Source organism: Meridianimarinicoccus marinus (genome assembly GCF_040689105.1).
Classification (GTDB): Bacteria; Pseudomonadota; Alphaproteobacteria; order Rhodobacterales; family Rhodobacteraceae; genus Meridianimarinicoccus; species Meridianimarinicoccus marinus.
Genome location: NZ_JBFBVU010000005.1, coordinates 78,597 through 95,608, shown reverse-complemented (window position 1 = coordinate 95,608; position 17,012 = coordinate 78,597). Strand labels below are relative to the sequence as shown.

Below are 17,012 nucleotides of genomic sequence, written 5' to 3'. Positions count from 1 at the left end.
GCCCCCTGCATCTGCCACGAAAAAAGCGGGCCCAAGGCCCGCTTTGCTGTCTCACGCTGTGTGCTGCGGCTCAGCCCTCGGCGACAGGCGCCTGCTGTTTCTGCGGGACGGGGCGCTGCTGGCCCTTGCCTTCGTTCAGCGGGTCTTCCTTGCGCTGAACCGAGCCTTCGAAATGGGCGCCGCTCTCGATCGCGATGGTCTTGTGAATGATGTCGCCTTCAACCTTGGCGGTCGAGGTCAGCCGCACTTTCAGGCCGCGCACGCGTCCGATCACATGGCCATTGACCACGATGTCATCGGCCACGACTTCGCCGTTGATGGTGGCGGTTTCGCCGACGGTCAGCAGATGCGCGTGAATGTCGCCTTCGATCTGGCCTTCCACCTGAACGTCGCCACTGGTGCGGATGTTGCCGGTGATGGTCAGATCGCTGGACAGCACCGATGCCGGCGGTTTGGCGCGCGGGGCCGGGGCGGGCGTTGCGCCGGTCGGGGGCTGCGGTGCCGCAGTCGGGCGCGGGTCCGGTGTCTTGTCGGTCTCGCCCGGCTTTTGTCCCGTTTCAGGTGTCCTGTTCTTAGAAAACATCGCGTCCAGCCTTGATATACTTCATCGGATTGACCGGTGTGCCACTGTCGCGCACTTCGTAATGCAGATGCGTGCCGGTGGACCGGCCGGAATTCCCCATAGCACCGATCTTGTCCCCGCGCGAGACCCTTTGGCCCTTCTTCACCGTGATTTTGGACAGATGCGCATAGCGGGTTTCAATGCCGAAGTCGTGCGAGATGGTCACCATCCGGCCATAGCCCGATTGCCAGCCCGCTTGGGTCACAACCCCCTCGGCGGTGGCATTGACGGTGGTGCCATAGGCCCCGGCCCAATCCATGCCCGCGTGCAGACGCGTGCCGCCCTTGATCGGATCGCGGCGATAGCCGAAGCCCGAGGTGCGGCGCACGGCGGCGGAAACCGGCTCTGCGAAGGGCACCTTGTCGGCGGCCATGCGGTACAGGTTCAGTTCGTCCATATGGGCGAGGATCGCCTCGGCGCGCTGCGAGTCCGGATCGCTGTCGTAACTCTTCGTGGACAGGGAAATCGGGGTCAGCGGTCCACCCTGGCCGGAATACTGGTCGCGCATCTGGCGCAGGATCGCCGACGGCGGCAGGCCGACCTCGGTGAACATCTTGCCCAGCGGTTCCATCGCCAACACCACGGCTTCTTCCAGTTGCGAGAAGATCCGCTCGTTGGCGCGGTTGCGGGTGTCCAGGTCGTTGCTGATCGCGGCCAGTTGCACGCGCGCCGCATCGGCCTCGGCTTCAAGACGGTCGCGATCCTCGGCGGTGCGGCCAAGGGCGCGGGTCAGGAAGGCAACGGTGCGTTCGGCCTCGGCCCGGCTGCGATCCAGGTCGGCCAATGTGGCATCGCCGGAGTCGGCGGTCAGCGTGTCGAGACGGGCCTGCAGCAGATCGCGTTCGGTCAGCGAATCCCGCAGCAGGCGACGCAGGGCGTCCTGGCGCGCGGCGTATTCCTGACGGCTGAGGGCCGCATCGAAGATTGTGTCCTGGAAATTGCCGATCTCGTCCAGCGCGCGGGTGAAATTGGCCTGTGCCTCAAGGGCTGCCAGTCGATAGGTGTCGCGCTCTTCGGCCATGGCGTTCAGGCGCGTCTCGTAGACGGCCTTTTCCTGCGCGGCCTGCTGGCGTTCGCCGCTGCCCTTCACAAGGTCGATGACCAGAAACGACGTGGCCGTCACCGACCACAGCACGATGGCAGTGCCGCCGAACAGGGCCACAAGATGGTGACGCGGTCCCAGCCGAACGAAGCGGGTGCCATTGTCCGATTTTACGAAGATGCGCTTTTCCGGGAAGATCCGGTGAAGCAGCGATTGTCTTTCGGTGCCGGTGCGGGTCGTCACGAAGCGCCTCTGTTCTTGTTGGGCGGATCATCCGCCACGCGTAGTCACGAGGATGCGTTAGCGCGGACCGGGCGTTTTGACAAGAAAATGAAACTGTCGCGGCGATGGGGCATCATTGCTGCCCCAAAACCGGCAAAAATCCGCTGATTCTAGCGGTCGGCGCCCTCGGCCAGCGGCCAATAGAAGTCTGGCGGGATGCCAGCCTCGGCGCGCTTTTCCTCGTTGAAGGGCGGTTTCAGGGCGCCGTGGAAATAGCGCCGGACCAGATGGTGAAAAACCTGCTTGGGATCGCTGTCGGCGCGGCCGCACAGGAAATGGAACCATTTCGAGCCATAGGCGACATGGCCAACTTCCTCGGCGTAGATGACGTCCAGCGCCGCGACGGTCTCGGGATCCTTGGCCTTGCGGAATATCTCGATCATGCCCGGTGTCACGTCCAGACCGCGGGCTTCCAGCACCATGGGCACCACGGCCAGCCGTCCCATCAGGTCATCTGCCGTATCCTCGGCGGCGCGCCACATGCCAGCATGGGCGGGCAGGGCGCCATAGGTGCTGCCCATGGCCTCCAGCCGGTCGCAGACCAGATTGAAATGCTTGGCCTCCTCGTCGGCGGCGCGGACCCAATCCTCGGCGAAGCCCGGCGGCATGGGGGTGTCGGCAAAGCGGGCAAGGATGTCCCAGTGCAGATCGACGGCGTTCAACTCGATATGCGCGATGGCGTGCAGAATCGCGATGCGCCCTTCCGCAGATCCCGGTCGGCGGCGCGGCACATCGCGCGGCGACAGCAGTTCTGGTTTCTCGGGCCGGGCCGGGCGCAGCGGCGGGTTGGCGCGGCCCATGGGCATCGGTGTGCCCGCATCGCGCGCCGCCCGCCAATGGGCGGCGTAATCGCGCGTCATGGCCGCCTTGCGACGGCCATCGGCGCAGGTCAGCACCGCCAGGGCGCAGTCGGCGACGGTGCCGGGCGGGTCGAACGTGTCGGTCATGATCCGAGTGCGCGCACCGCGTCCAGCACGGCCTCGACATGGCCCGGCACCTTCACCTTGCGCCAGATCTGCTGCACCGTGCCGGTGCCGTCGATCAGGAAAGTGGCGCGTTCGATGCCCATGTATTTGCGGCCATACATGGATTTCTCGACCCAGACGCCGTATTGCTCGCAGACATCGCTTTCGGCGTCTGACAGCAGATGCACGCCCAGATCATGCTTGGCACGGAATTTGCCATGCTTGGCGACGGTATCCTTGGACACCCCCAGCACCACGGCGCCCGCCGCTTCGAACTCGGCCAGTTGCTCGGTAAAGCCGATGGCTTGCTTGGTGCAGCCGCTGGTATCGTCGCGCGGGTAGAAATACAGAACCACCGTCTTGGGCTGCAATTTCGACAGGGTCACATCCGCGCCGCCGTCCTGGGGCAGGGTAAAATCCGGGGCGGTCTGGCCGGTCTCGATCATCGGGTTTCCTTCCGGTTTCAACAGTTCAGCCCGTTAGTCTAGAACGCCTGCGGCAATGTCCAGCGGCAGAGCCTGCTTGGTGCCGATTTGGCGGCGCGCTAGGGTGGCGGCGATGAAACTTCTGTTGCGATGGCTTGGAACGGTCCTGCACTGGGCGATGCGGTGGACGTGGCGTCTGGCGCTGATCGTGGTTGTCGTTCTGGCAGTGCTGTTGTGGGGCGCCCGCAATGGGTCGGTACCGGCGCCGGACTGGCTGGCCGGAATGGTGGCCGAGCATCTCAGCACCCAATCCGCCGCACTGGACCTGGACGCGCATATCGACAGCCTGGCGCTGGACCTGCGCGAGGGGTTCGTGCCGGTGGTGGTGGCCTCGGGCGTGGTGTTTCGCGATCCCGAGCAAACCGACGCCCTGTCGCTGGACCAGTTGGAACTGGTGCTCAGCCGGGACGACCTGCTTCAGGGGCGGCCGCGGATCAAGGCGGTGCGGGCCAGCGGGCTGGCCGTCGCCCTGTCGCGCGATGCCGACGGCGTTCTCAGCCTGTCGCTGGGCAATCGCGAGGTGGTCACCGGCGCCCTCAATCCCGATGCGATGCTGGCGGAGGTGCGGCGCCTTCTCGACCTGCCGGTGTTCACCGGGCTGCAGTCGCTGGGGGTCGAGGAGGTCGGCTTCACCTTCGCCGATGCCCTGCGCGCCGAGGTTCTGGAAAGCCGTGGCGGCTATCTGCGTCTCACCCTCGACGGCGAAAGGCTGGCGCTGGATCTGGATCTTGGCCAGGTGGGGGACACCGATGGCGGCGCGCTGGCGCAACTGAGCAGCCAAAGCCCCGCCGCCGGTTTGGAGGCGCGCTTGCTGCTGCGCGGGATCGTGCCTGCGCAACTGGCCGGTCTGGCCGGGCAGACCCCGCTGTCGGAAACGCTGGCGCGTTTCGATGCGCCGGTGTCCCTGACCCTCAGCGGTGGCACCGACGGGCAAGGGGGGATGCGCGCCGCCATTGGCGAGTTGACCGTGGGCGAAGGGCGCTGGATGATGCCGGGCCGCGCCGAGGGGCTGCCGCTGGACTGGCTGCGGGCGCGATTGGCGCTCAGCCCGGACACCGCGCATCTGGAGGTTTCCGATCTGGATCTGTCCTCGCCCGCTGTCAGCCTGACCGGACACGCCGATCTGTACCGCATCGGCGATGGTCCCAAGGGCGGTCCCCGGTTCGGCGCACAGGTGGCCTTGACCGCGCTGGCGGTGGATCTGCCGGATCTGTTCGACACGCCGCGCCGGTTTGACGGGGTCTGGGCGACGCTGGCCTATGCCCGCAACGACAATGTCCTGCGGTTGTCGGACCTGTCGATCCAGATGGCGGATCTGCTGATTTCCGGCGACGGACGGGTGTCGGGGCTGGCGGGGCCGGATCAGAAGATCGCCCTGAACCTGACCGTGCCGGACTTGCAGCCCCGGGCGCTGCTGGAGCTTTGGCCGCTGACCGTCGCCAAGGGCGGGCGCAAATGGGTCGATCTGAACCTCAAGTCCGGGCATGTGCACGACGTGCACGCGGCGCTGCGCTTTGATGGCACCGGACGGCCCGATGTTGCCCTGACCTTTGCCTTCGACAAGGGGCAGATGACGCCGACCCCCCGGATGCCGCTGATCACCGACGCCTCGGGTCATGGCGAGATCGCGGGCGACCAGTTCGAGGTCTGGGTCGACGGCGGCACGGTCACGCCCGAGGACGGCGCGCCGGTCGCCCTGTCGGGTGGCCGGATCGTCATCGCTCCGCTCTATTCCCGCGCCCGGATCCTGTCGGCCAGTTTTCAGGCAGACACCGATGTGACCGGGGCCTTGTCGCTGATGGGGTCGCCGGGCTTTCGCAATCCCAACCACCCGCCGCCGACAGCGGCCCCGCTGCTGAAGGCGGGGGATGCGACGGGTGCGGTGCAGGTCGGGATCGACCTCTCTTTGCCGCTGAAGCGTGGGCTGAAGATGCCCGATGTCAGCCTGGCGGTGGATGGCACTGTGCGCGGTTTTGCCACCGATGTGCTGATCGGAGGCCGGGCCGTCGCGGCGGACCGGCTGGCCTTGAACGCCACGCCGCAGGCGTTGACCCTCTCGGGGCCGATGACCGTCGAAGGCAACCCGCTGGCCATCACCTACACGCGGCCGTTTCGTCAGCCGGACGGCACCCGCGCCGCAGCGCAGGTGGAGGCCGAAGGCGCATTGACGGCGGATCTTGCGGACACCTTCGGCCTCAAGCTGCCCGGCAACGCGGCGCGCGGCGCAGGCACGGTCTATGCGCGCGTCGATCTGCCGGAAGGCGCGCCACCGCAACTGGCGCTGGACGGCGATCTGCAGGGGCTGACGATCTCGATCCCGGCGCTGGGAGTGCGCAAATCCGCCGGTCAGGCCGGCACCCTGACGCTGGCCGGGTATCTCGGCCCCGAGGGCGTTCTGGAGACAATCCGTCTGCGCATGCCCAGCCTGACATTGGACGCGCGCGCGCCGCTGCGCGCCGGGGGCGGTGTCGGTACGGTCAGCCTGCGCCAGCTCAAGCTGGGCAACTGGCTGGACGCCGCCGGTCGGCTCTCGCCATCGAACGGATCGGGCGGGATGCGGGTGGCGCTGACATCGGGGCAGGTGGACCTGCGCCGCAGACCGCAGGGCGGCGGCAATGGTGGCGCGACCCTGTCGGGGCTGGATCTGTCGCTGGATGCGATCCATGTCACCGACACGCTGGTGCTGCGCAATGCGAAGGGCAAGCTGACCGGCCGCGCCCATGGCACGCTGACCGGCAGTCTGAACGGGCGCGTGCCGGTGACGGTGAAACTGTCGGCTTCGGCCAAGGGCACCCAGATACAGATCAACTCCAACGACAGCGGCCAGGTGTTGCGCGCGGCACAAATCGAAGAGGGCTTCCGGGGCGGGTCGCTGGACCTGCGTCTGGTGCCGACCGGCGCGCGCGGCACCTATACGGGCCGTTTGCGGGTCAAGAACACCGCCCTGCACGACACCTCGCCGGCGATGCGCATCGTCTCGGCGCTCAGCGTCATCGGTGCGTTCGAGCAGATGTCGGGATCCGGCATCAGTTTCACCGACATCCGCTCGGACTTCCGGCTGGCACCGGGGCGGGTCGAGATCGCCGCCGGCAGTGCCGTGGGACCGTCACTGGGCATGTCCTTCGAGGGCATCATCGATCTGGCCGGCAAGCAACTGGGGCTGCAGGGCGTGGTCTCGCCGGTCTATTTCCTGAACCAGGCCGGACGCTTCATGACCCGGCGCGGCGAGGGGCTGTTCGGCATGACCTTCACCGTCTGGGGCACTTTCGACGCGCCAAAGGTTGCGGCCAATCCCCTGTCGATGCTAGCGCCGGGCATCATTCGCGAGATCTTCCGCGGCGCCCCGCCGAAGGTCGCGCAATAACCCCAGCAAGAGGTGCCCCGCGTGCATCTGGACGACTTCGATTTCGACCTGCCCGAAGACCGTATCGCCACTCGCCCGGTGCGCCCGCGCAGTGCCGCGCGCCTGCTGGTGGCCGATGCGCGCGGCGAGACCGACGCCATCGTGCGCGACCTGCCGCATTTCCTGCGCCCGGGCGACCGGCTGATCCTGAACGACACCAAGGTTCTGCCCGCGCGCCTGTTCGGCCTTCGGCACCGCCAGACGGCGTCCGGCAGCGGCACCGCCAAGATCGAGGTCACGCTGCTGGAACCGCAGACCGATGGCACCTGGACGGCGCTGGTCAAACCGCTGCGCAAGCTGGCCGAGGGCGAAGAGATCGTCTTTGCCGAGGGCTTCGCGGCGCGCTTTCTGGGACGGCTGGAAGACGGCACCGCACGGCTAGCGGTCAACCAGACAGGCGCGGCCCTGCAAGAGGCGTTGGAGGCCTCGGGCGCAATGCCCTTGCCGCCCTATATTGCCGCCAAGCGCCCGGCGGATGCGCAGGACAAGGAAGATTACCAGACGGTGTTTGCCCGCCGCACCGGAGCTGTGGCGGCGCCGACGGCTTCGCTGCATTTCGATCCACCCTTGCTGGCCGCACTTGCGGCCCATGGCATCTTGTTCAGCCATGTGACGCTGCATGTGGGCGCCGGGACGTTTCTGCCGGTGAAGGTCGAAGATCCGCGCCAGCACAAGATGCATGCCGAATGGGGTGATGTCAGCGATCAGGCCGCCGAAGAGATCGCCGCGACGCAGGCAGCGGGCGGGCGCATCGTGCCGGTGGGCACCACCGCCCTGCGCCTGATCGAAACCGCCGCGCGCGAGACCGGCACGGTGCGCCCCTGGGCGGCCCCCACCGACATCTTCATCTATCCCGGCTTCCGCTTCCACGCCGCCGATGCGCTGATGACCAATTTCCACCTGCCCAAATCAACCCTGATGATGCTGGTCTCGGCCTTCATGGGCACCGCGCGCATGCGGCGGGTCTATGCCCATGCGATCGACACGGGCTACCGGTTCTTCAGCTATGGCGACGCCTCGCTTCTGATCCCGGACCGGGACTGACCCGACGCGGCTCCGGTCAGCGGGAACCCGCCGAGCCGCCCCCCGCAAGGTCGGGAAACCCTGCCGGAACGTCGCCAATGGATCACGCTTTGTGACATGCCGGTCACGATCCATCCATCACGGCGTTTTCAGCATGACCGCGCAGAATTTAACGCGTTAGGGAGCGGGCAACCGCGCCTTCCGAGTCGCCCATGCCGAGTAGAACCATGATTGAAACGCTTTCCCGCACCTGGGCCCTTCTGCTGGGCATGATGCTTCTGATGGTGGGCAACGGCATCCAGGGCACGCTGCTGGGTATTCGCGGCGCGCTGGAAGAGTTTTCGACCTTCGAGATGTCGCTGATCATGTCGGCCTACTTCCTGGGATTCCTGGGCGGGTCGCGCTATGCGCCGGACCTGATCCGGCGCGTGGGCCATGTGCGGGTCTTCGCGGCGCTGGCCTCGTTGATCTCGGCGATCCTGATCCTGTTCCCTTCGGTCACGATCCCGGCGGTCTGGATCCTGCTGCGGGTGGTGATGGGGTTCTGTTTCTCGGGCGTCTATGTGACCGCAGAAAGCTGGCTGAACAACGCCGCCACCAACGAAAACCGTGGCATGACCCTGTCGCTGTACCTTGTGGTGCAGATGGTGGGCATCGTGTCGGCGCAGGGGCTGCTGACCCTGGCGGATCCGGGCGGGTTCGTGCTGTTCGTCATTCCTTCGGTGCTGGTTTCCATCGCCTTTGCGCCGATCCTGCTGTCGGCCTCGCCGACCCCGGCGCATGAAATGACCAAACCCATGGGCATCCGCGAGATCTTCCAGCGCGCGCCGCTCAGTTGTGTCGGCGTCACCCTGCTGGGCGGCGTGTTCTCGGCCATCTTCGGCATGGCCTCGGTTTACGGCGGGCAGGCGGGCCTGACCGTGACGCAGATCTCGATCTATGTGGCGGTGATCTATCTGGGCGGGCTGTGCCTGCAATTCCCCATGGGCTTCCTGTCGGACCGGATGGACCGGCGCAAGCTGATCGTGGTCATGGCCGGCGTTGGCGCGCTGGCCAGCGTGGTGGGCTTTGTGGGTGGCAGTTTCCAGGTGATTCTGGTGGCGGCCTTCCTGATCGGTGGCACCGCCAACCCGCTGTACGGCATGGTTCTGGCCTATGCCAACGATCACCTGCATGTCGAGGACATGGCCGCCGCCTCGGGCCGGCTGATGTTCCTGAATGGCTGCGGCGCCATCGGCGGCCCGCTGCTGACCGGCTGGTTGATGGAAGGTATCGGACCAAAAGGGTTCTATGTTTTCATCGGTGCCCTGATGACCACCCTGATGTTTTATGGCGTTTACCGGACGTTCCGGCGTGCGGCGCCCGCCGCCGATGACTCCGGCACCTATGTTGCGGTGGGGCTTGGATCCACGGCCGTGGCGATGACGGCTGCGCAGGACTACTACGTCGATCAGTCCGACGAAGAGCCGTCGGTCTTCGACGTCGCGCCGGAAGGCGAGGAAGAACCCGAGGAGCTTCCCGAACCCCTTGAAGACGAAGAAGTAACCCTTCATCCGGTAAAATCTTGACCAAACCGGATTCACTTGTAACGCTGATGTCACACAAATTGGGAAAACGACCATGACACGCGAGGCAGCCCCGGCAGAGGAAATTCTGCGGTTCTGGACCGAAGAGATCAGCCCTGAGAGCTGGTATCGTCAAAGCGATGATCTTGACGCGGAAATCCGGAAACGATGGGAAAGCATGTGGACCGAAGTGCGCGAGCATGGCTGGCCGGGCTGGACACCGACGCCGCGCAGCACGCTGGCGTTCCTGATCCTCACCGACCAGTTCCCGCGCAACATGTTCCGCAATGACGCTCGTGCCTTCGCCACCGATGCCATGGCCCGTGCGCGCGCCAAATGCGCCATCGACAAGAATTGGGATCTGAAGGTCGAAGGCCCGGTGCGGCAGTTTTTCTACCTGCCGCTGCGCCATTCGGAATGCCTTGTGGATCAGGATCGCGCCGTACGCCTGGCCATCACACGGATGCCGGACTCCACCGAGGGGCTGGTTCATGCCCGTGCGCATCGCGAGGTGATCCGTCGCTTCGGGCGCTTCCCGCATCGCAACACCGATCTGGGCCGGGCCACGACGGAAGTTGAAAAAAGCTTCCTGAAGTCGGGCGGCTACGGGTCCGTCGTGGACTCTCTGAAAGCCAGCGCGTAATCACCCCGCACATTTGACTGCAGGCCACGCCGTGGCCTGCGTCAATAGCGGGGGCGGGGTGCCGTGTATCAACTCAACAGCGAAACACCGGCCGACTGGTGGGAGGTCGAAGCTTTGTATGACCTGTGCTTCGCGCCCGCGCGCGAGGCGCTGTCGTCCTACCGGCTGCGCGACGGGGTGCCGCCGGTACCGGGACTGTCACTGCTGGCCCGCGATGGCGACGGCATCCTGGCCGGTGCAATCCGCTATTGGCCGGTCCGCATCGGCACCCGCTATGCGGTTCTGCTGGGGCCGGTGGCCGTGCACCCCACCCGGCAGGGCGAGGGGCTGGGCGGCGTCCTGATCCGCGACGGAAATGCCGCCGCCGCTGCCCAGGGCTGGAGCCGGGTCCTGCTGGTCGGGGACTATGATTATTACCGCCGCTTCGGCTTCGAACGGCTGAGGGGTGTCGCGATGCCGCCGCCCACCAACCCCGAACGGGTGCTGGGCCTGCCGCTGGTGGACGGAGCCTGGAGCGGTGTGACGGGCAAGGTCGAACGCGCGCCCGAGGCGATCTATCCGGCGGGTTAGGGCAACATCAGGCGTTGCTGAGGTATTCGGTCACTGCCGGACGCACCGACTGGTCGCCCTGGGCACGGGCCATTTCGATCACCCGCCGCACATCGTGCAGATCCGATTGCCGCAGCAGGTGCTTCACCGGCCCGACCGACGCCGGCCGCATCGACAGCGCCCGCAGGCCCATGGCGGCAAAGCACAGGGCCTCGACCGGGCGGCCCGCATCCTCGCCGCAGAAAGAGACCGGGGTGCCGGTGTCGCGGCAGCGGTTCACGATCTGCTCGATGAAGCTGAGAAAGCTGACGTTCAGCGTGTCATAGCGCCGCCGCACCCGTTCGTTCTCGCGGTCGGCGGCGAAAAAGAACTGCTTCAGGTCATTGCCGCCGATCGAGATGAAATCGGCCATGGCGAAGAACTGGCGCGGCGCGAAGGCCAGACTGGGTGTTTCCAGCATCGCCCCGATCTCCAGCTTCTCAGGCAGGGTGTGACCCAGGCGGTCCTCTTTCTCCATCTCGTCCAACAGGATCTGGCGGGCTTCGCGGAATTCCGAAAACTGGGCGATGAAAGGAAACATCACCGTCAGCGGGCGGCCCTTCGAGGCGCGGATCAGCGCCTGAAGCTGCATCCGCATGACGCCCTTCTTGTCCAGCCCCACCCGGATCGCCCGCCAACCGAGCGCCGGGTTGGGTTCTTCGGTGGGCTTCATGTAGGGCAGCACCTTGTCCGAGCCGATGTCGAGGGTCCGGAAGGCCACGCGGCGCCCGTCGGCGGCATCCATCACCCGCGAATAGAGCGCGGCCAGGTCGCCGCGGCGCGGCACTTTCGAGCGGATCAGGAACTGCAATTCGGTGCGAAACAGGCCGACGCCCTCGGCCCCGGAATCGCGAAGGCTGGGCAGATCGGCCATCAGCCCCGCGTTCATGTCCAGCCGCACCACCGCGCCGCATTTGGTTTCGGCCTTGCAGTCCCGGATCGAGGAATAGCGCTCCTGCGCCTTGGCCTGCATCGCCAGCTTGTCGCGGAACGCGCTTTTCACCGAGTCGTCGGGGCGCAGATGCACGACCCCCTGATCGCCATCCACAAGGATCTGATCGCCGTTCAGCGCTTCGGTGGTGATGCGGTCGGCGTTGATGACCAGCGGCACCGCCCAGGCGCGGGCGATCACGGCGGCATGGCTGCCGACCGAGCCCTCTTCCAGAACGATGCCCTTCAGGGTGCGGCCGTATTCCAGCAATTCACCGGGACCGATGTTGCGGGCCACCAGTATGGCATCGTCGGGCCGTGCGGCGCCGGTGTCGCGGCCCTGACCGGTCAGGATGCGCAAAAGGCGGTTGGACAGGTCGTCCAGATCGTGCAGCCGTTCGCGCAGATAGGCATCGGGGACCGAGCGCATCCGGGCCTGCGCGGTGGATTGTTCTTTCTCCACCGCCGCCTCGGCCGACAGGCCGCGCGCGATGTCCTCGTCCATGCGGCGCAGCCAGCCCTTGGAGTTGGCGAACATACGGTAGGCTTCCAGAACCTCCAGATGCTCGCCGCCGCCGGTCTTGGCGGTGGCCAGCATGTCGTCGACAGACACCCGCAGGGTCTCGATGGCATCGCGCAGCCGCTGGGCCTCGACCTCGGGATCGTCGCCGATGGGATTGGTGACCACGACGCGGGGATCGTGCAGGAAGACCCGGCCCTCGGCGCTGCCCTCTTGCCCGACCACGCCGCGGAAGACCTGTGCGCGCTTGTGCAGCGGTGTCAGGCTGTCGCTGTCGCCCAGGATCGCGCCCAGTTCGGTCATCTCGGCCAGAACCATGGCCACGACTTCCAGCGCGTAAACCTCGTCGTCGGAGAAACTGCGCGCCTCTTTCGACTGCACCACCAGCACGCCGACGCGCTGGCCCAGTCGCTGGATCGGAACCCCCAGGAACGAGCTGTACACCTCTTCCCCGGTTTCCGGCATGAAACGGAACCCCGGCGCCTGCGGGGCATTTGCCGTGTTGATCGGGTTGGACGTGGCCGCGACCTTGCCGACCAGACCTTCGCCCAGCCGCATCCGTGTCTTGTGCACCGCGTCGGGCTTCAGACCCTCGGTGGCGCACAGTTCCAGCGTGTCATTGTCGCGGAACAGGTAGACCGAACACACTTCGGTCCGCATCGAATCCGCGATCAGATGCGTGACCCGGTTCAGACGTTCCTGTTCTCCACCGTGGGAGGCCAGCGTCTCGCGTAGCCTTCCCAGCAGTTTCCGGCTTTCGGATTCTGATGTCTGAACCATGGTCTCCGATCAGGAGTCGTTGCCCTGCAAGTCGAAGGCATCATGGAGAGCCTGCACCGCAAGTTCCATATATTTCCGGTCAATCAGCACGGAAATCTTGATCTCGGAGGTGGAGATCACCTTGATGTTGATGTTTTCATCGCGCAGCGCCTTGAACATCTGCGCGGCGACGCCCGCATGGCTGCGCATGCCGATGCCCACCACCGACACCTTGCAGACCTCGGTATCGGCGATCAGCTCGTGGAAATTGATCTCGCCGCGTTCCTTGGCCTCGGTCATGGCGCGTTCGGCGCGCAGCACCTGGTCAGTGGGGCAGGAGAACGTCATGTCGGTGCGGCCATCGTCACTGATATTCTGCACGATCATGTCCACATTCACGCCGGCTTCGGACAGCGGGCCGAAGATGGCCGCGGCGATGCCCGGACGGTCGGCGACCGAGACCAGGGTCATCTTGGCTTCGTCACGCGAATGGGCGACACCCGAGACGACATTGCTTTCCATGATTTCCTCCTCGTCGCACACCAGCGTGCCGGACGTTTCCGTATTCTGTTCGAAAGATGACAGCACCCGCAGGCGCACCTTGTACCGCATGGCCAGTTCGACCGAGCGGGTTTGCAGAACCTTGGCGCCCAACGAGGCCAGTTCCAGCATTTCCTCAAGCGCGATCCTGTCCAGCTTGCGCGCCTTCTTGGTGATGCGCGGGTCGGTGGTGTAGACGCCGTTCACATCGGTGTAGATATCGCAGCGCTCGGCGGCAAAGGCGGCGGCAAAGGCCACCGCCGTGGTGTCCGATCCGCCCCGGCCCAGCGTGGTGATCCGGCCCTCGTCACTGATGCCCTGGAAACCCGCGATCACCGCCACGCGCATGCCTTCGGCAAACTTCTGGTCGATGTGATCGCGCGGGATATCCTCGATCCGCGCGGCGGAATGGGCCGAGGTGGTTTTCACCGGAACCTGCCAGCCTTGCCAGCTGCGCGCCGGGATGCCCATTTCCTGCAGGGTCAGGGACATCAGTCCGGCGGTCACATTCTCGCCCGAGCTGACCACCGCGTCGTATTCGCGGGCGTCAAACAGCGGCGAGGTGCCTTCCACAAGGCCGACAAGCTCGTTGGTCTTTCCCGACATCGCGGAAACGATCACGATGACGTCATAGCCGCGCTCGACTTCGGCGCGGACCTTTTCAGCGGCGTTGCGGATGCGGTCCAGGTCCGCAACCGATGTGCCGCCGAATTTCATTACGAGGATCGGCATTGTGTCCCCTTCTGCCTCGGGTCCATGGTCCGCCGTCTCTTAAGCAAGCCTGTCCGCCGCCGCAAGGGCAGGGCGGTCGCGGTTGGTCGCAATTGACGGGGTCAATTGGTCTTTTTGGGATCCGAGAAGGGCAGCGGCAGGACCGGGATGCCGTCATCGATCAGCGACTTGGCATCCTTGGCCGTGGCCTGGCCGCGAATGGCGCGTTCCGGCGAAGTGCCTTCATGGATGCGTCGGGCCTCGGTGGCGAACTTCTTGCCGACATCCTCGGTATTGGCCTCGACCGCGCGGCGCAGCTTGTCGATGGCCTCGGCAACCTCGCTGTTGGCGGGCGCCGAGAGGGCCGGTGCGGTGGGGGCCTCGGGAACCTCGGGCGCGCCTGCGTCGGGGGTGGCGGCCTTGTGGCGGGCCGGGCGCACGCGCGGCGCCATCAGTTCCTTGCCCACATCGCTGCCGCCGCAGGACGGACAGGTGACCATGCCCGCGCCCTTCAGCTTGTCGAAGGCGGCGCCCGACTGGAACCAGCTGTCGAACCGGTGCCCGCACGAGCATTTCAACGCATAGGAAATCATGCAGGGCCACCCTCCGGACTGGAAACTTCGGACTGTCTACAAGCGCGTAAATCTAGCGGGTCAGAACCTTCGGGTCAAACCGTCGAATGATCTGCTGCAACTCGTCCTCATCGACCAGTGCGGCCGCGCGTTTGGGCGAGAACCACTTGCGCTTGCGCTGATCGTCCTCGGGATATTTCGGCAGCAGGCGTTTGACCTTGATGGCAAACAGCGAGACCACGCAGGGCAGATCCTCGCCATCCTCGATCACCTTGGTATAGGAGTAGATGCCCAGGCACTGGGGGTGGGCGTCGCCCTCGACCCCGGCTTCCTCATAGGCTTCGACCGCCGCAGTCCCGGCGGGGGTCTGTCCCGGCATCGGCCATCCCTTCGGCACGATCCAGCGCCCGGTGCCACGGCTGGTCACCAGAAGCACTTCGGGCTTGCCGCCATCCATGCGATAGCACAGCGCGCCGAACTGGGATCGCACGTCCCCCTTGCGCACGGCGCCCAGCGTCAGTGGAACCTGAGGGAATTTCTGGATGGACATGACGGGTGGACAGGCCTTTCGGGGTGTTTCAGAGTCTTCGGAATATGGGGCGTTGTGCCGCTCCTGTCCATGGCTTTGCGGGCGCGCACAAGGCTCTTGATTGCCGGGGGTGCCGAAATAGCTCTGACAAAAGAGGAGATGTCGCCATGAGACCACACCTTGCACTGACCTTCTGCGCCAGCCTGGGGATGGCCGCCGCCGCAGGGGCCTTTGAGTTCAACGCCATCGAAGGCGGCACGCTGGATCTGGACGATTGGATCGGACAGCCGGTTCTGGTGGTCAATACCGCGTCCTTGTGCAAGTTCACACCGCAATACGACGGGTTGCAGGCGCTGTTTGATCAGTATCGTGACGCCGGTCTGGTGGTTCTGGCGGTGCCATCGGATGATTTCCAGCAAGAACTGGACGTTGCCGAGGAGGTCAAGGAATTCTGCGAGATCAACTTTGATCTGGATCTGCCGATGACCGACATCACCCATGTGCGCGGGCAAGAGGCGCATCCGTTCTACAAATGGGTGGCCCAGACCGAAGGATTCACGCCAAGCTGGAATTTCAACAAGATCCTGCTGGCCCCGGATGGAACCATCGCGGCCACCTTCGGGTCGCGCATCGAGCCCCAGTCGCAGGCCATCACCGGGCGGATCGAGGCCATGATTGCCGACTGACCCGCCGGTTTTCATCGGGTCCGAGGTTTATCGCGGGTCTTCTTACGGGCGCTGGCATCCGCTGGCGGTGCCGCGCGTGCCACAGGTAATGGACCTGTGCCGCGCCCTGGGCTGGCTGATGCCCGGCCAGTACCGGACCAGCCCCCGCGCCAAGCCCGATGTGCTGACCTGGTGGCACACGCCGGAGTATATCGCGGCGCTGCAACGGGCCGAAGCCACACAGCAGGTGTCCGAGGCCGACCGTGACCGGCACCATCTGGGCACCACCGCCAACCCCATCTACCCCGAGATGTTTCGCCGTCCCGCGACCTCGGCCGGGGGCGTGATGCTTGCAGCGTCCCTGCTGGCACAGGGCGGGGTGGTGCATTGTCCGGGCGGCGGCACCCATCACGGGTTTCCGGATCGCGCCAACGGGTTCTGCTTTCTCAACGATCCGGTTCTGGCGATTCTCGCGCTCAAGCGGCAGGGCGCCGCGCGGGTGGCCTATGTGGACATCGACGCGCATCATTGCGACGGGGTGGACCACGGGTTCAGGGCGGATCCCTCGGTGCTGGTGGTCTCGCTGCACGAAGCAGACCGCTGGCCGCGCACCGGCGCGCTGTTCGACCGGGGGCTGGGCAACCTGGTGAACCTGCCGGTGCCGGCGGGGTTCAACGACAGCGAATGCGCCTTCCTGCGCGATGCGGTGATCCTGCGCCGGGTGGCGGATTTCCGGCCTGATGCCGTTGTGCTGCAATGCGGGGCCGATGCGCTGTTGGAAGATCCGATGTCGCGGCTGGCCCTGTCCAACAACGCGCATCTGGCGATTCTCGACGGGTTGCGCCCACTCAGCCCGCGCCTGATGGTTCTGGGCGGCGGCGGCTACAATCCGTGGTCCGTGGGGCGGCTGTGGACGCGGGTCTGGGGACGGCTGGCCGGGCATGAGGCCCCCGAACACCTGCCAGACGCGGCAGAACGCATCCTGTCGGCCCTGCGCTGGACCGGCCTGCGCGCCAGCCGCACGGTCGAACCGCATTGGCGGACAACCCTTGTGGATGCGCCGCGAAATGGCCCGATCCGCCCCGAAATCCTGCAAATGGCAGCGACATATTCAACCACGATGGTGTGACACGATCCCACGGCGCAACAAGACTTGCGAGCCGCCGGA

15 protein-coding genes are annotated in these 17,012 nt (G+C 65.8%); 7 read left to right on the top strand and 8 right to left on the bottom strand.

The features are described 5' to 3' along the window. Positions 1–70: 70 nt before the first annotated feature. From AB0T83_RS06110 to bcp, 4 genes are all read right to left on the bottom strand, one after another. A complete protein-coding gene (locus AB0T83_RS06110; RefSeq protein ID WP_366192156.1) occupies positions 71–583 on the bottom strand; it encodes a bactofilin family protein in 513 nt (170 codons plus the stop codon). Continuing rightward, positions 573–1,907: a DUF5930 domain-containing protein gene (locus tag AB0T83_RS06105; protein WP_366192155.1), complete on the bottom strand. Its 1,335-nt coding sequence runs from the start codon at positions 1,905–1,907 to the stop codon at positions 573–575. The genes AB0T83_RS06110 and AB0T83_RS06105 overlap by 11 nt, the downstream gene beginning before the upstream one ends. Before the next feature lie 149 nt (positions 1,908–2,056). Beyond that, positions 2,057–2,893, bottom strand: coding sequence for a ferritin-like domain-containing protein (locus AB0T83_RS06100; RefSeq protein WP_366192154.1), 837 nt, complete (start codon positions 2,891–2,893; stop codon positions 2,057–2,059). Then, on the bottom strand, positions 2,890–3,357 hold the full coding sequence (gene bcp / locus AB0T83_RS06095; protein ID WP_366192239.1) for a thioredoxin-dependent thiol peroxidase: 468 nt from the start codon (positions 3,355–3,357) through the stop codon (positions 2,890–2,892). The genes AB0T83_RS06100 and bcp overlap by 4 nt, the downstream gene beginning before the upstream one ends. A 112-nt stretch (positions 3,358–3,469) precedes the next feature. Between bcp and AB0T83_RS06090 the strand changes: the two genes are divergently transcribed. The 5 genes from AB0T83_RS06090 (at position 3,470) to AB0T83_RS06070 (ending at position 10,600) form a co-directional block, all read left to right on the top strand. Beyond that, positions 3,470–6,760: an AsmA-like C-terminal region-containing protein gene (locus tag AB0T83_RS06090; RefSeq protein WP_366192153.1), complete on the top strand. Its 3,291-nt coding sequence runs from the start codon at positions 3,470–3,472 to the stop codon at positions 6,758–6,760. A 21-nt stretch (positions 6,761–6,781) separates the two neighbouring features. Continuing rightward, positions 6,782–7,843 (top strand): tRNA preQ1(34) S-adenosylmethionine ribosyltransferase-isomerase QueA, encoded by a 1,062-nt coding sequence (queA, locus tag AB0T83_RS06085; RefSeq protein ID WP_366192152.1) that lies wholly within the window; start codon positions 6,782–6,784, stop codon positions 7,841–7,843. Positions 7,844–8,049: 206 nt separating this feature from the next. Then, the gene (locus AB0T83_RS06080) at positions 8,050–9,390 is read left to right on the top strand and encodes an MFS transporter (RefSeq protein ID WP_366192151.1); all 1,341 of its coding nucleotides are present in this window, start codon (positions 8,050–8,052) and stop codon (positions 9,388–9,390) included. Between the two features lie 52 nt (positions 9,391–9,442). Beyond that, complete coding sequence (locus tag AB0T83_RS06075) at positions 9,443–10,030, top strand: DUF924 family protein (RefSeq protein WP_366192150.1); 588 nt, start codon at positions 9,443–9,445, stop codon at positions 10,028–10,030. Positions 10,031–10,093: 63 nt separating this feature from the next. Then, positions 10,094–10,600, top strand: coding sequence for a GNAT family N-acetyltransferase (locus AB0T83_RS06070; protein ID WP_366192149.1), 507 nt, complete (start codon positions 10,094–10,096; stop codon positions 10,598–10,600). A gap of 7 nt (positions 10,601–10,607) precedes the next feature. Here the strand turns inward: AB0T83_RS06070 and ptsP are convergent, their stop codons facing one another. The 4 genes from ptsP to AB0T83_RS06050 form a co-directional block, all read right to left on the bottom strand. Further along, a complete protein-coding gene (gene ptsP, locus AB0T83_RS06065) occupies positions 10,608–12,848 on the bottom strand; it encodes a phosphoenolpyruvate--protein phosphotransferase (RefSeq protein ID WP_366192148.1) in 2,241 nt (746 codons plus the stop codon). Between the two features lie 9 nt (positions 12,849–12,857). Next, positions 12,858–14,099 carry an aspartate kinase gene (locus tag AB0T83_RS06060; RefSeq protein WP_366192147.1) on the bottom strand — a complete coding sequence of 414 codons (1,242 nt, stop codon included), beginning with the start codon at positions 14,097–14,099 and terminating at the stop codon, positions 12,858–12,860. Positions 14,100–14,200: 101 nt separating this feature from the next. Then, the gene (locus AB0T83_RS06055; protein ID WP_366192146.1) at positions 14,201–14,671 is read right to left on the bottom strand and encodes a DUF1178 family protein; all 471 of its coding nucleotides are present in this window, start codon (positions 14,669–14,671) and stop codon (positions 14,201–14,203) included. 52 nt (positions 14,672–14,723) lie between these two features. Beyond that, positions 14,724–15,200, bottom strand: a complete 477-nt coding sequence (locus AB0T83_RS06050; RefSeq protein WP_366192145.1) for an NUDIX hydrolase — start codon at positions 15,198–15,200, stop codon at positions 14,724–14,726. A 146-nt stretch (positions 15,201–15,346) separates the two neighbouring features. Here AB0T83_RS06050 and AB0T83_RS06045 point away from each other — a divergent pair, with 146 nt between their 5' ends. Next, positions 15,347–15,865, top strand: coding sequence for a glutathione peroxidase (locus AB0T83_RS06045; RefSeq protein WP_435891146.1), 519 nt, complete (start codon positions 15,347–15,349; stop codon positions 15,863–15,865). Beyond that, on the top strand, positions 15,855–16,973 hold the full coding sequence (locus AB0T83_RS06040) for an acetoin utilization protein AcuC (protein WP_366192144.1): 1,119 nt from the start codon (positions 15,855–15,857) through the stop codon (positions 16,971–16,973). Before AB0T83_RS06045 ends, AB0T83_RS06040 begins: the two co-directional genes overlap by 11 nt. Positions 16,974–17,012: the final 39 nt, after the last annotated feature.

Coding starts and splice junctions, on each gene's coding strand:
- AB0T83_RS06090 (WP_366192153.1), top strand. CDS start 3,470: ATGAAACTTCTGTTGCGATGGCTTGGAACGGTCCTGCACTGGGCGATG.
- AB0T83_RS06080 (WP_366192151.1), top strand. CDS start 8,050: ATGATTGAAACGCTTTCCCGCACCTGGGCCCTTCTGCTGGGCATGATG.
- AB0T83_RS06050 (WP_366192145.1), bottom strand. CDS start 15,200: ATGTCCATCCAGAAATTCCCTCAGGTTCCACTGACGCTGGGCGCCGTG.
- AB0T83_RS06075 (WP_366192150.1), top strand. CDS start 9,443: ATGACACGCGAGGCAGCCCCGGCAGAGGAAATTCTGCGGTTCTGGACC.
- AB0T83_RS06055 (WP_366192146.1), bottom strand. CDS start 14,671: ATGATTTCCTATGCGTTGAAATGCTCGTGCGGGCACCGGTTCGACAGC.
- AB0T83_RS06100 (WP_366192154.1), bottom strand. CDS start 2,893: ATGACCGACACGTTCGACCCGCCCGGCACCGTCGCCGACTGCGCCCTG.
- AB0T83_RS06110 (WP_366192156.1), bottom strand. CDS start 583: ATGTTTTCTAAGAACAGGACACCTGAAACGGGACAAAAGCCGGGCGAG.
- bcp (WP_366192239.1), bottom strand. CDS start 3,357: ATGATCGAGACCGGCCAGACCGCCCCGGATTTTACCCTGCCCCAGGAC.
- AB0T83_RS06060 (WP_366192147.1), bottom strand. CDS start 14,099: ATGCCGATCCTCGTAATGAAATTCGGCGGCACATCGGTTGCGGACCTG.
- ptsP (WP_366192148.1), bottom strand. CDS start 12,848: ATGGTTCAGACATCAGAATCCGAAAGCCGGAAACTGCTGGGAAGGCTA.
- AB0T83_RS06045 (WP_435891146.1), top strand. CDS start 15,347: ATGAGACCACACCTTGCACTGACCTTCTGCGCCAGCCTGGGGATGGCC.